The sequence below is a fragment of the Streptomyces tropicalis genome (assembly GCF_029269835.1).
Taxonomy (GTDB): Bacteria; Actinomycetota; Actinomycetes; order Streptomycetales; family Streptomycetaceae; genus Streptomyces; species Streptomyces tropicalis.
In genome coordinates, this window is record NZ_JARJBB010000005.1 from 82,353 (window position 1) to 94,560 (window position 12,208).

The window sequence follows — 12,208 nt, forward strand, 5'->3', positions numbered from 1 at the left end:
GCCCCGGGCCGCCCGACGGGGCACCGGCGCGGGGCGCTCAGCCCAGCCAGCCCGGCCGGACCAGCCCCGACTCGTAGGCGAGGACGACGAGTTGGGCGCGGTCCCGGGCGCCGAGCTTCACCATCGTACGGCTGACGTGGGTCTTGGCGGTGAGCGGGCTGACGACCAGGCGGCGGGCGATCTCCTCGTTGGACAGGCCGATGCCGACCAGCGCCATCACCTCCCGTTCCCGGTCGGTGAGGCGTGCGAGGACGTCCGCCGTCGCGGGTTCCTTGGAGCGGGCGGCGAACTCGGCGATCAGGCGGCGGGTCACCCCCGGCGACAGCAGCGCGTCGCCCGCGACCACCGCCCTGACCGCGCGCAGGAGTTCGTCGGGTTCGGTGTCCTTCACCAGGAAGCCGGAGGCTCCGGCGCGGATCGCCTCGAAGACGTACTCGTCGAGCTCGAAGGTGGTCAGCACGACCACCCTGACGTCGCGCAGCCCGGCGTCCCCGGTGATGCGGCGGGTCGCCGCCAGCCCGTCGAGCACGGGCATGCGGATGTCCATGAGGACCACGTCGGGCCGCAGTTCGCGCGCCCGGCGCACGGCCTCCTCGCCGTCCGCGGCCTCCCCCGCGACGGCGATGTCGGCCTGGGCGTCGAGCAGTGCCTTGAAACCGGCACGCACCAGCGACTGGTCGTCGGCGAGCAGGACGCGGATCACCGTTCCTCCTCCGCGGGGGACAGGGGCAGTTCGGCGCGCACCCGCCAGCCGCCGCCGGGGCGCGGGCCCGCCTCGACGGTGCCGCCGAGGGCCGCGGCCCGCTCCCGCATCCCGGCGAGCCCGTTGCCGCTGCCGCCGGCGTCGCCGCCGGTGGCGGGTCCGTCGTCGTCGACGCGCAGGCGCAGCGTGCCGCCCTCCCGGGCCAGGCGCAGCCGGGCGTGCCGTGATCCGGAGTGGCGCAGCACGTTGGTGAGGGCCTCCTGGACGATCCGGAAGGCGGCGAGGTCGGTGGCCGGCGGCAGCCGGGGCGGCTCGCCCTCGGTGGTGACCGTCAGGCCCGTGCGGGACGCCTGCTCCACCAGTTCGGGCAGCCGGTCCAGGCCGGGCGCCGGCGCGCGCGGTGCGTCGCCGGGGGCGCGCAGGGAGTCGAGCACCTGGCGCACTTCGCCGAGGGCCTCCTTGCTGGCGGCCCTGATCGTGGTGAGCGCGGTGCGCGCCTGTTCCGGCTCGGTGTCGAGGAGGGCGAGGCCGACGCCCGCCTGCACATGGATGACGGAGATGCTGTGCGCGAGGACGTCGTGCAGTTCCCGGGCGATGCGCAGCCGTTCGGCGTCCGCACGGCGGCGGGCCGCCCGCGCCCGCTCGGCACGCTCCTGGGCCCACTGCTCCCGGCGGGCGCGGGCCACTTCGGCGAGGGCGACGACGGCCACCACCCAGGTGGCGACGACGGCCTCCTGCCGCCAGGAGGCCGGCCCGTCGCCGGGCGGTGGCAGGACGCGGTACAGGAGGAGGGCGACCAGGGCGTGCCCGGCCCAGAGCAGGGCCACCGCCGTCCAGGCGGCCCGGCGGTGCCCCGTCACGACGGCGCTGAAGCAGGCGACGGCGACCGTCAGGAACACCGGTCCGTAGGGGTATCCGGCGGTGAGGTAGACCAGCGTCAGACCGGCCGCGCCGAGGACGACGGGCACCGGATGCCGGGTGCGCCACAGCAGCAGCACCGAGGCGGCGAGCAGCAGGGCGGCGCCGTACGCGTCCAGCGGCTCGCGGTGCCGCTGTCCGGCGGCGGCGGCATGGGTGCCGCCGAGCACGAGCAGCGTGAGCAGCACGGTGGAGACCACGGGAAGGCGCCGCGAGGACGGCTCGCCGCCGTGGTTCCACCAGGGCGGCCCGTGCCGCGCCCACCGCGGCGGGCCGCTCCCGCGCTCGCGTCGCTCTGCCATGACGGCCACGCTAGACCGCCCGGACCGGGCACGGCGTCGCCCGGACGAGGTGATCATGCGTACTCCCCGGGGAGTACGGGCGCCGCGGGCCGGGGCGGCGGGGCGCCGCAGGCTCAGGCGGGGAGGCCGACCCCGGCCGCGAGCCGGACGGCAGCGTGCCGGAAGAACGGCGCGCGCTCCTCCACCACCCGCTCGAACTGGCCGAACAGCTCGAAGCCGACCAGGCCGAAGAGCTGCGCCCAGGCGGCGACGAGCGCCAGGGCCGCCTCGGGCGGCAGCTCCGGGGCGAGGTCGGCGGCGATCCGCGCGGCCTCCTCCCGCAGTCCGCCGGGGAGCGGGGGCGCGGCCAGCGCGCCCCGGCCGTGGGCGTCGCGGACGATGCCGACGAGGAGGAGGCCGACGCGCGCGGCGGGCAGGACCGTGGTCCGGGGGGCGGTGTAGCCGGGCACGGGCGACCCGTAGATGAGGGCGTACTCGTGCGGGTGGTCCAGCGCCCAGCCGCGGACCGCCTCGCACACGGCGGTCCAGCGGTCCAGCTCCCCGGCTCCGGCCACCGCGGCGTGCGCGGTCTCGGCGGCGCCGCCGAGGGAGTCGTAGGCGTCGATGATCAGGGCGGTCAGCAGGTCGTCGCGGCTGGGGAAGTAGCGGTAGAGGGCGGAGGAGACCATGCCGAGCGCGCGGGCCACGGCGCGCAGCGAGAGTTTCGACGCGCCCTCGGCGGCGAGCTGTCTGCGGGCCTCGTCCTTGATCGCGGCGGTGATCTCCGTCCTGGCCCGGGCACGGGCCCCCTGTGCGGTGCTCATGGACGCCAGTGTCCCACGCTCTCGGAGCAGTGCACACAAAAGAGAGCACCGCTCTTGCCAGAGAGCACCGGCCTCGGCCAGACTGAGGGCGAACGAGAGCACTGCTCTCACATCTGCTTCCAGGAGGAAGTCATGTCCGCCCACGTCCGCACGCCCGGCTGGTTCACCGTCAACGTCCTCAACCGCGCCGTGGCCTGGACCGCCCGCCGCGGGATCAGCGTGTGGGGCTCGCGGGTGCTGGCGGTGCGCGGCCGCACGAGCGGCCAGTGGCGCACCACCCCGGTGAACGTGCTCACCGTGGACGGGCAGCAGTACCTGGTCGCGCCCCGCGGCCATGTCCAGTGGACCCGCAACATGCGGGCCGCGGGCGGCGGCGAACTGCGCCTGGGCCGGCGGGTGGAGGTGTTCTCCGCGACCGAGGTGGCCGACGACGACAAGGCCCCGCTGCTGCGCGCCTACCTCCGCCGCTGGAAGGCGGAGGTCGGGGTGTTCTTCCACGGCGTCGGCCCCGAGTCCTCCGACGAGGAGCTGCGCCGCATCGCCCCCGACCATCCGGTCTTCCGCATCACGGTCACGAACTGACGGTGTCCTCGGCGGCGGGCCGCCGGTCCAGCGCGGTCAGGGCGCGCTGCGCCAGCGGGTGAGCGCGCATCAGCTCGCCCAGCGAGGTGGAGCCGCGGGTGATGTCGCGGAAGGCGTTCCAGGCGGGGCGGAAGCCGGTCAGGACGGCGTGGAAGACACCGGGGCGGCGCTCGAAGGCCGCCAGCATGCGCTTGCCGACGGACATCTCGACGCCGAGTCCGGCCTTCACCGCGAAGGCGTAGTTCAGGGCCTGGCGGCGGGCGTCCACCGCGTCGTGCGCCTCCGCGATCCGCACCGCCCACTCCCCCGCGAGCCGCCCCGAGCGCAGCGCGAAGGAGATGCCCTCGCGGGTCCACGGCTCCAGCAGTCCGGCCGCGTCCCCGCACACCAGCACCCGGCCGCGGGAGAGCGGGGAGTCGTCGGCACGGCAGCGCGTCAGATGCCCGGAGGAGATGCTCGGCTCGAAGCCGGCCAGGCCGAGCCGGGCGATGAAGTCCTCCAGGTAGCGCTTGGTGGCGGCGCCCTCGCCGCGGGCGGAGATCACGCCCACCGTCAGCGTGTCCCCCTTGGGGAACACCCAGCCGTAACTGCCGGGCAGCGGGCCCCAGTCGATGAGGACGCGGCCGCGCCAGTCCTCGGCGACGGTGTCCGGCACCGGGATCTCCGCCTCGAGGCCGAGGTCGACCTGGTCGACCTTCACCCCGACATGGGCTCCTATGCGGCTGGCGCTGCCGTCGGCGCCGACGACGGCGCGGGCCAGCACCGTCTCGCCGCCCTGGAGCACCACGGCCACCGTGCGCCGGTCCGGCACGGCCGAGCCGTGCTGCTCGACCCGCGACACGGTCACGCCCGTGCGCAGCTCGGCGCCCGCCTTCTGCGCGTGCTCCACGAGCTGCTGGTCGAACTCCGGCCGGTTCACCAGCCCGAAGAGCATCCGCCGGGAGCGGCGGGTGCGGCTGAAGCGCCCGTTGTGGGAGAAGGTGACCGCGTGCACCCGGTCGCGCAGCGGCAGTTCGTACCCCGGGGGCAGGCAGTCGCGGGAGGGGCCGATGATACCGCCGCCGCACGTCTTGTAGCGGGGCAGCTCCGCCTTCTCCAACAGGAGCACGCTGCGCCCCGCGACCGCCGCCGCGTAGGCGGCCGAGGCCCCCGCGGGTCCCGCGCCCACCACGACGACGTCCCACACCCGCTGTACGTCGTCCGCCGAAGAGTTCTCGCTGCTCACGATGGTCTACTGCTCCCGATCACGCCGGCTTCCGCTGCTGTCCCAGGCATCCTACGGCGGCCGTCGTGGCGGGCCGCTGTGGGAGGATCGGCAGGCCCGCACGACCCGTCCGGCGGCGGGCGCCTACGCTGACACGATCACCGTAGGACACGAACGCTCGGAAAAAGCCACCGAAGCGCTCACCCGTACACCGTCGCACCCACAAGGAGCGTGCCCATGTCGTCGAATCCGGTCGCCGAGACCGTCGCCTCGCTGATGCCCCGGGCGCGGGAGGAACTCGCCGAGCTGGTGGCCTTCAAGTCGGTGGCGGACTTCGACCAGTTCCCGAGGAGCGAGAGCGAGGGCGCCGCCCGCTGGGTCGCGGACGCCCTGCGCACCGAGGGCTTCGAGGACGTGGCCCTCCTCGACACCCCGGACGGCACGCAGTCCGTCTACGGCTTCCTGCCCGGCCCGGAGGGCGCCAGGACCGTCCTGCTCTACGCGCACTACGACGTGCAGCCGCCGCTGGACGAGGCGGGCTGGGACACGCCGCCGTTCGAGCTGACCGAGCGGGACGGCCGCTGGTACGGCCGCGGCGCCGCCGACTGCAAGGGCGGCATCATCATGCACCTGCTCGCGCTGCGCGCCCTGCGCGCCGCCGGCGGCGTCCCGGTGCACGTCAAGGTGATCGCCGAGGGCTCCGAGGAGCAGGGCACCGGTGGTCTGGAGCGGTACGCCGAGGCGCACCCGGAGCTGCTGAAGGCCGACGCGATCGTGATCGGCGACGCGGGCAACTTCCGCGTCGGACTGCCCACCGTCACCACCACGCTGCGCGGGATGACCCTGGTCCGGGTCCAGGTCGACACGCTGGAGGGCAACCTGCACTCCGGCCAGTTCGGCGGGGCGGCCCCCGACGCGCTCGGCGCGCTGATCCGGGTCCTGGACTCACTGCGCGCCGAGGACGGCTCGACCACGGTCGACGGCCTGACCGGCACCTCCGCCTGGGAGGGCCTCCAGTACGACGAGGGGCAGTTCCGCAAGGACGCCAAGGTGCTCGACGGCGTCGGCCTGATCGGCTCCGGCACGGTCGCCGACCGCATCTGGGCGCGCCCGGCGGTCACGGTCCTCGGCATCGACTGCCCCCCGGTCGTGGGCGCCACCCCGTCGGTCCAGGCGAGCGCCCGCGCCCTGATCAGCCTGCGCGTGCCGCCGGGCGTGGACGCCGCCGAGGCGACGAAGCTGCTCCAGGCCCACCTGGAGGGGCGCACTCCGTGGGGCGCGCGGGTGCGCACCGAGCAGATCGGCCAGGGCCAGGCGTTCCGCGCCGACCCGGGCAGCCCGGCGTACCAGGCCATGTCCGACGCGATGGCGGTCGCCTACCCGGGCGAGGAGATGCAGTACGCGGGCCAGGGCGGCTCGATCCCGCTGTGCAACACCCTGGCCTCGCTCTACCCGGAGGCGGAGATCCTCCTCATCGGCCTGAGCGAGCCGGAGGCGCAGATTCACGCGGTGAACGAGAGCGTCTCCCCCGAGGAGCTGGAGCGCCTGTCGGTGGCGGAAGCGCTGTTCCTCCGCACCTACGCGGCGGGCTGACGGAGACCGCGCCCCGGCCGGGGCGGGCCCGGGCGTCCCCTCCGCTCCCGCGGAGGCGGCGTCCCGACGGCCCCCCCGGCCCGGGCGACGGCCGTCAACCGACCGGTACGCCCGCCTCCAGGTAGTGGGCGGCGCCCCGTTCGCGGGCCCGCAGGGCCCAGCGCAGCCGCTCGTAGCGCACCGGGGGCAGCAGGTCCGCCGCCTCGTGCTCGGTGACGAAGCGGCAGTCGCGCAGTTCGGGCCCGGGCAGGAGCACGCCCGCGGCGGTCGCGGTGTCCAGCCGGCCGCCGTCGAACAGCAGCCGCAGGCCGCCGTATCCGGGCGGCGCCGGTGTCTCCCAGTCGACGACGAGCAGCCGGGGCGGCTCCGCCAGCCGTATCCCGGTCTCCTCGGCGACCTCGCGCATCCCGGCCCGCGCGGGTGCCTCGCCCGGCTCGACCACACCGCCGGGGAACTCCCAGCCGGCCTTGTAGGTGGGGTCGACGAGCAGCACCCGGTCCTGCTCGTCGAAGAGGAGGACCCCGGAGGCGACGGTCTCCCCGGTCGGCTCGGGGGTCTGCACGATGTCGCAGACCGCCGCGGACCCGCTGCCCACGGCCCCGGCGATGCGGACGGCGGTCTCGTACGGGGTGAGGGCGCCGTTGTCGACGACGTGGGCGTCCGCGGTGAGCCAGGAGGCCAGGGCCGCGCGGTAGGGCTCGATGCGGTCGTAGGCCCACTGGCGCACCCGCAGTTCGCCGTCGGGAAGGTCCGGCGGGAGTTCGCGGCCTGCGATCCGCTCCCGCAGGATCGTTTCGGCCGGGGCGAGGAGCAGGTGCCGCACGGAAATGCGGCGGGCCGCGAGACCGCCGAACATCTCGTCGCGGTACTCCTGGCGCAGCAGGGTCATGGGGACGACGAGGGTTCCGCCCAGCTCGGCGAGCATGGCAGCCGCCGTGTCGATCACCAGCCGCCGCCAGATCCGCAGGTCCTGGAAGTCGCCGGCCTCCGCGAGGTGCTTGGGCGGCAACAGGTGCGCGAGCGCGCCGCCGACCACCTCGGGGTCGAAGATCGTGCTGTTCGGGATCAGGTCGATCAGTTCCCGTGCGGTGGTGGTCTTCCCCGCACCGAACGCACCGTTGATCCAGACGATCACGGTTCCCCCTCTTCTGTTTGGCCCCCAGTGGCTTGCCCGCTCCACCCTGCCACGGAAACCGGCTCCCGTTGAGGGCGCCCGCACGACGGTGCCGGCGCCCCCGCACCGTGGCGGGAAGCGCCGGCACCGGCCGCGGGCCGTGGCCCTCAGGCGCGGTTTCCCCTGGTGTCGTCGTCCGCGGCGACCGGGCTGTCGTGGCCGACCAGGTGGTCGACGGTCCCCACGGTGTCCTTCACGTCGGGATCGCCGAGCGGGTGGCCGGCGGCGTGGGAGGGGCTGACGGCGGCCACGACGAATCCGGTGGCCAGGGAGGCGAGGGCGAGCATGCTGCGCTTCTTCATGACCGGTTCAACCGCCGGAACCGGGCCGTGGTCACGGCCGCGCACCCGACCGGCGCACGCGCCCCGGATCCCGCAGGTCAGGAGCGGGTGCGGCGGCGGCCGAGCAGGACCACGACGCCCAGCAGGGCGAGCACCACCCCGGCGAACCAGGTCAGCGCCGCGGGCACACCGGTGAAGCGGGTCGCCAGGCCGAGCCCGACGGGCAGCAGGGCCAGTCCGAGGTACGACACCAGGAACAGTCCCGCCAGGGCCTCGCCGCGGCGCTCCGGGGCGGCCATCGCGGCGACGGACGCGACGGCGGACTTGAACAGCACCCCGGCGCCCGCACCGGCGCCGATCCCGGCGAGCAGCACCAGCGGCAGACTCGTGGTGTGCACGCCCACCGCGAGCAGCGTCACGCCGCAGGCCTGGGCGAGCAGTCCGGTGGTGCGGCGGGCGCGTTCCGTGAGCCGTCCCGAGAGGACCTGGGCGGTCGCGGCCGCGCCGAAGACCGCGCACACGACCACCCCGGCGAGCAGCCGCGAGGGATGGTGCAGGGTCACGTCGACGAACCCCGGGATGAGCGAGGTGAACAGGCCGAAGACGGCGAAGGAGGCGAATCCGGCCGCGGCCGCGGAGACGTAGCCGGCCCGGTCGCCGTGGTCGGCGCTCACCCTCTGCGGCCGGTACCGCGGCCGGACCGCGGGCCTGACGACCGTCTCCGGGGTGAGCAGCACCGCGCCGATGCCGAGCAGCAGCAGGACGCCGAAGACGGCGTAGGGCAGGCGGAGCGGGGCGGCCAGGAACGCGGCGAGCGCCCCCGCGATCAGCGGCCCGAGTCCCAGACCGCCGATGTTGGCCGCGGTGGACACGATCTCGAAGCGCTGCGCGGAGGCGCCGGGCCGGTCCGCTGCGTGCAGCTCGTGCAGGTGGGCGGTGGCCGTCGCGGTGAGCATGCCGACGCCGAGACCGGTGACCAGCCGGGCCGCGACCAGCACGGGCAGGGCGGACGAGGCGAGGAAGAGGGCCGCGGCGGCGAGTTCGAGCAGCAGGGCCGCGACCAGGACGGTACGGCGTCCCAGCCAGTCCGAGACGTGCCCGGCGAGCAGCAGGCTGACCAGGACGCCGACCGCGTACACGGCGAAGACGATGGTGACGGTGAAGGTGGAGAAGCCGTCGTGCACCTGGTAGAGCGGGTACAGCGGGGTGGGAACGGTGGAGAAGGCCATGGCGGTGACGAACACGGCGGCGACCGTCCAGAAACCGGCCCCGTGGCGGAGCCTGCCGGGGGCCCGGTCGCCGGGCCCGGGGGCGGGGCCGGTGGGCGCGCGGCGCGTGCTCGGGTTCGTCGGCATGGGGCGCTCCGTCCGCTGGCGTTTCCGCGTGGCTGCTTCACCGCGTACCCCGTGCAACCCCTCCGCCCCGCCACCGCTTCCCGCGGCACACCGCGGGGCGCGATCGGGCACCCCGGGCGCAGGGGTGCGGCCGGGCTCCCTCCACGGCGTCGGGGCGACCGGGAGCACGCCGACCCTGCGGCCGTCGGCCCGGCCGGCCGGCGAGCCGACCGGGCGCCACGCGGGGTGTCGGTCATGGCCGACGGGCGCAGCCTGCGCTCCCGCCCGGTCGCCGACCCACCTCAGACGCCCGCCGTCGCCGTCCCGGTGCGGTCGGCGTGGCCGGCGAGCGCGGCCGCGGCCGCGCCCACCAGGCCGGCGTCCGTGCCCATCCGGGCCGGCACCACGGTCAGCCGGCGCACGAAGGAGAGGGTGGCGTAGCGTTCCAGCGCCCTGCGCAGCGGGGTGAACAGGACGTCCCCGGCCTTCCCCACGCCCCCGCCGATCACCGCGATGTCGATCTCGACCAGGGTGGCGGTGGCGGCGACGCCGGCGGCCAGCGCCTGCGCGGCGCGCTCGAAGGACGCGACGGCGACCGGGTCCCCGGCACGGGCGGCGGCCGCGACCGCCGCGGCCGACGTCTCGCCGTCCGGCCCCGGCCGCCAGCCGTCGGCCAGGGCGCGGCGGGCGATGTTCGGGCCGCTGGCAATGCGCTCGACGCAGCCGCGCGAACCGCACGGGCACGGGTCGCCGTCCAGGTCGACACTGATGTGGCCGATGTGGCCCGCGTTGCCGGTCGGGCCGGGGTGCAGCCGCCCGTCGAGCACCAGGCCGCCGCCCACGCCGGTGGACACGACCATGCACAGGGCGTTGTCGTGGCCGCGGGCGGCACCCTGCCAGTGTTCCGCGGCGGTGATCGCCACGCCGTCGCCGATCAGCTCGACGGGCAGCCCGCCGACCGCGTCCCGGGCGCGCTCGACCAGCGGATAACCGCGCCACCCCGGCACGTTCACCGGGCTCACCGTGCCGGCGGAGGCGTCCACCGGCCCGGCACTGCCGATACCGAGGGCCGCGACCCCTCCCCACAGCGGCGCCGCGGTCAGCTCGCCGAGCACCTGGTCCACCGCCGCCATCACGGTGTCGCCGTCCTCCCGCGCGGGCGTCGCGCGCTGCGCGCGCACCAGGATGCCTCCGTCGCCGTCCACCAGGGCACCGGCGATCTTGGTGCCACCGATGTCGAGCGCGGCCACGAGGTCGGTGTGCATAAGAGTCGGATCTCCCCGTCAACCGTGAGAAAGCAGGAGCGAGTACGGCCCGGCCGCGCGGTGGAGCGCGGGCCGGGGATGGCGGTGGACAGTCTCTCGCGCTCATGACAACGTTGTCCAGGCTCTATGCTCGACGCCACATCCTCATACCACCCCATGGACCGACGCATCCCCGTGGACGACAGGACAGGACGCCGCCCCGTGCCCGAGACCGCCCGTCGAGCAGATCGCCTCTCCGGAAGCCGCTACGGCAACCGTCCGACGATGAAGGACGTGGCGGCCCGCGCCGGTGTCGGCCTCAAGACCGTCTCCCGGGTGGTCAACAGCGAGCCGGGCGTCACCCCGGACACCGAGCGGCGGGTCCAGGAGGCCATCGACGCGCTGGGCTTCCGGCGCAACGACAGCGCCCGGGTGCTGCGCAAGGGCCGCACGGCGAGCATCGGCCTGGTGCTGGAGGACCTCGCCGACCCCTTCTACGGGCCGTTGAGCCGCGCGGTGGAGGAGGTGGCCCGTGCACACGGCGCCCTGCTCATCAACGGCTCCAGCGCCGAGGACCCCGACCGCGAGCAGGAGTTGGCGCTGGCCTTGTGCGCCCGCCGGGTGGACGGGCTGGTCGTCATCCCCGCGGGAGACGACCACCGGTATCTGGAGCCGGAGATGAAGGCGGGCGTGGCGACCGTCTTCGTGGACCGTCCGGCCGGGCGGATCGACGCCGACGTGGTGCTGTCGGACAACCTCGGAGGTGCCCGGGACGGGGTCGCCCACCTGATCGCCCACGGCCACCGCCGGATCGGCTTCATCGGCGACATGCCGCGCATCCACACCGCGGCCGAGCGCCTGCGCGGCTACCGGGCGGCGATGCAGGACGCGGGGATAGCCGTCGAGGACGCGTGGATGTCGCTCGGGGTCACGGTCCCGGAGCGGGTGCGCCGGGCCGCCGAGGGCATGCTCGCCGGACCGTCCCCGGTCACCGCGATCTTCACGGGCAACAACCGGGTGACGGTCACCGTGGTCCGGGTGCTGGCCGAGCACCGGAGGCCGGTGGCGCTCGTCGGCTTCGACGACATCGAGCTGGCGGACCTGCTGCAGCCGGGCGTCACCGTCGTCGCGCAGGACGCGGCCGCCCTCGGCCGGACCGCCGCCGAGCGACTGTTCCGCCGGCTGGACGGCCCCTCGCCGGCCCCGGAGCGGATCGAGCTGCCCACCCGCCTGATCACTCGCGGCTCGGGCGAGCTGCCGCCGGCGGACTGAGACGCCGTGGCGGACCCCAAGCACCCGCCGGCCGGATCCCGCCGGGACGGCCGCACTCTGGAGGAGCTCGGCCTGGCCGAGGCGCCGCGCGAGCATCCCCTGCTGTATCCGGGGGTCTGGCCCGAGGAGTCGGGCGTCCTCGTCGGGGACCGGATGCTGCCCCTCGGCGACTTCCCCCTGGCGGGCCGCCATCCCCTGCTCGCCGTCGGCTCCAACGGCTGCCCCGGCCAACTGCGCCACAAGCTGGCCGAGTCGGGGATCGCCGCGCCCCTCCCGATGGTCAGGTCCCGGGTCACCGGTGTCGACGTCGGGGTGTCGGCCCACGTGAGCCGGATGGGCTACGTGTCGGCGTCGCCGTTCCGCGCTCCCACGACCGTACGCGAGCTGTTCGTGCTGTGGCTCGACGCGCGGCAGCTGGCCGCCGTCGACGCGAGCGAGGGCGTACCGGTCCCGACGGGCAACTACGAGCGGGTCTGGCTGCCCGGGTCCGACGTGCGCGTGGAACCGGAGGGCGGCCGTGCGCTGTCGGGCGTGTCCGTCTACGTGAACCGGCACGGGGTCCTGCACTCCGGCTCCGGTGCCCCGCGCCGGCACCCGGGCGAGCGGGCACTGCTCACCGAACTGCTGGTGGAGTCCTCCCGGATGCGGGACCTGTTCGGCGACACCCCGGAGACCTTCTGCGCCCGGGCCCGGGCCGACCTGCGTCTGTGCGCCCGGGGCACGCGGCTGTTCCGCGAGGAGGAGAGGGTGACCGCGTCGGGCCTGGAAGGCTACGCGCGCCGGTAGAGGACGCCTCCG

At 75.3% G+C, this 12,208-nt stretch carries 12 protein-coding genes; 4 read left to right on the forward strand and 8 right to left on the reverse strand.

All coding sequences use genetic code 11. From position 1 onward, the window contains the following. Window positions 1–37: 37 nt before the first annotated feature. The 3 genes from P3H78_RS11865 to P3H78_RS11875 form a co-directional block, all read right to left on the reverse strand. Window positions 38–703: a response regulator gene (locus tag P3H78_RS11865; protein WP_276108877.1), complete on the reverse strand. Its 666-nt coding sequence runs from the start codon at window positions 701–703 to the stop codon at window positions 38–40. After that, window positions 700–1,923, reverse strand: coding sequence for a sensor histidine kinase (locus tag P3H78_RS11870; protein ID WP_276108878.1), 1,224 nt, complete (start codon window positions 1,921–1,923; stop codon window positions 700–702). The genes P3H78_RS11865 and P3H78_RS11870 overlap by 4 nt, the downstream gene beginning before the upstream one ends. A 113-nt stretch (window positions 1,924–2,036) precedes the next feature. Further along, window positions 2,037–2,726 (reverse strand): TetR/AcrR family transcriptional regulator, encoded by a 690-nt coding sequence (locus P3H78_RS11875; protein WP_276108879.1) that lies wholly within the window; start codon window positions 2,724–2,726, stop codon window positions 2,037–2,039. 132 nt (window positions 2,727–2,858) lie between these two features. On the opposite strand from P3H78_RS11875, the gene P3H78_RS11880 reads away from it, so the two are divergent. Continuing rightward, a complete protein-coding gene (locus P3H78_RS11880) occupies window positions 2,859–3,308 on the forward strand; it encodes a nitroreductase family deazaflavin-dependent oxidoreductase (protein WP_276108880.1) in 450 nt (149 codons plus the stop codon). Here the strand turns inward: P3H78_RS11880 and P3H78_RS11885 are convergent. After that, window positions 3,298–4,533: a geranylgeranyl reductase family protein gene (locus P3H78_RS11885; RefSeq protein WP_276108881.1), complete on the reverse strand. Its 1,236-nt coding sequence runs from the start codon at window positions 4,531–4,533 to the stop codon at window positions 3,298–3,300. The genes P3H78_RS11880 and P3H78_RS11885 overlap by 11 nt on opposite strands. A 216-nt stretch (window positions 4,534–4,749) precedes the next feature. Here P3H78_RS11885 and P3H78_RS11890 point away from each other — a divergent pair, with 216 nt between their 5' ends. After that, the gene (locus tag P3H78_RS11890) at window positions 4,750–6,105 is read left to right on the forward strand and encodes a dipeptidase (RefSeq protein ID WP_276108882.1); all 1,356 of its coding nucleotides are present in this window, start codon (window positions 4,750–4,752) and stop codon (window positions 6,103–6,105) included. Window positions 6,106–6,199: 94 nt separating this feature from the next. Here the strand turns inward: P3H78_RS11890 and P3H78_RS11895 are convergent, their stop codons facing one another. The 4 genes from P3H78_RS11895 to P3H78_RS11910 form a co-directional block, all read right to left on the reverse strand. After that, window positions 6,200–7,240, reverse strand: a complete 1,041-nt coding sequence (locus tag P3H78_RS11895) for an NUDIX hydrolase (protein WP_276108883.1) — start codon at window positions 7,238–7,240, stop codon at window positions 6,200–6,202. A gap of 146 nt (window positions 7,241–7,386) precedes the next feature. Next, window positions 7,387–7,581, reverse strand: a complete 195-nt coding sequence (locus tag P3H78_RS11900; RefSeq protein ID WP_276108884.1) for a hypothetical protein — start codon at window positions 7,579–7,581, stop codon at window positions 7,387–7,389. A 77-nt stretch (window positions 7,582–7,658) separates the two neighbouring features. Beyond that, entirely contained in the window at window positions 7,659–8,915 is a 1,257-nt protein-coding gene (locus P3H78_RS11905; RefSeq protein WP_276108885.1) for an MFS transporter, read from the reverse strand. Window positions 8,916–9,196: 281 nt separating this feature from the next. Further along, window positions 9,197–10,159 (reverse strand): ROK family protein, encoded by a 963-nt coding sequence (locus P3H78_RS11910; protein ID WP_276108886.1) that lies wholly within the window; start codon window positions 10,157–10,159, stop codon window positions 9,197–9,199. A gap of 156 nt (window positions 10,160–10,315) precedes the next feature. Here P3H78_RS11910 and P3H78_RS11915 point away from each other — a divergent pair, with 156 nt between their 5' ends. Then, window positions 10,316–11,410, forward strand: a complete 1,095-nt coding sequence (locus P3H78_RS11915; RefSeq protein WP_276108887.1) for a LacI family DNA-binding transcriptional regulator — start codon at window positions 10,316–10,318, stop codon at window positions 11,408–11,410. 6 nt (window positions 11,411–11,416) lie between these two features. After that, the gene (locus tag P3H78_RS11920; RefSeq protein ID WP_276108888.1) at window positions 11,417–12,196 is read left to right on the forward strand and encodes a hypothetical protein; all 780 of its coding nucleotides are present in this window, start codon (window positions 11,417–11,419) and stop codon (window positions 12,194–12,196) included. Window positions 12,197–12,208: the final 12 nt, after the last annotated feature.

What these genes read in the sequence shown, in the direction of transcription:
- P3H78_RS11915 (WP_276108887.1), top strand. Translation starts at nt 10,316, where the DNA reads ATGGACCGACGCATCCCCGTGGACGACAGGACAGGACGCCGCCCCGTG.
- P3H78_RS11890 (WP_276108882.1), top strand. Translation starts at nt 4,750, where the DNA reads ATGTCGTCGAATCCGGTCGCCGAGACCGTCGCCTCGCTGATGCCCCGG.
- P3H78_RS11870 (WP_276108878.1), bottom strand. Translation starts at nt 1,923, where the DNA reads ATGGCAGAGCGACGCGAGCGCGGGAGCGGCCCGCCGCGGTGGGCGCGG.
- P3H78_RS11875 (WP_276108879.1), bottom strand. Translation starts at nt 2,726, where the DNA reads ATGAGCACCGCACAGGGGGCCCGTGCCCGGGCCAGGACGGAGATCACC.
- P3H78_RS11880 (WP_276108880.1), top strand. Translation starts at nt 2,859, where the DNA reads ATGTCCGCCCACGTCCGCACGCCCGGCTGGTTCACCGTCAACGTCCTC.
- P3H78_RS11905 (WP_276108885.1), bottom strand. Translation starts at nt 8,915, where the DNA reads ATGCCGACGAACCCGAGCACGCGCCGCGCGCCCACCGGCCCCGCCCCC.
- P3H78_RS11910 (WP_276108886.1), bottom strand. Translation starts at nt 10,159, where the DNA reads ATGCACACCGACCTCGTGGCCGCGCTCGACATCGGTGGCACCAAGATC.
- P3H78_RS11900 (WP_276108884.1), bottom strand. Translation starts at nt 7,581, where the DNA reads ATGAAGAAGCGCAGCATGCTCGCCCTCGCCTCCCTGGCCACCGGATTC.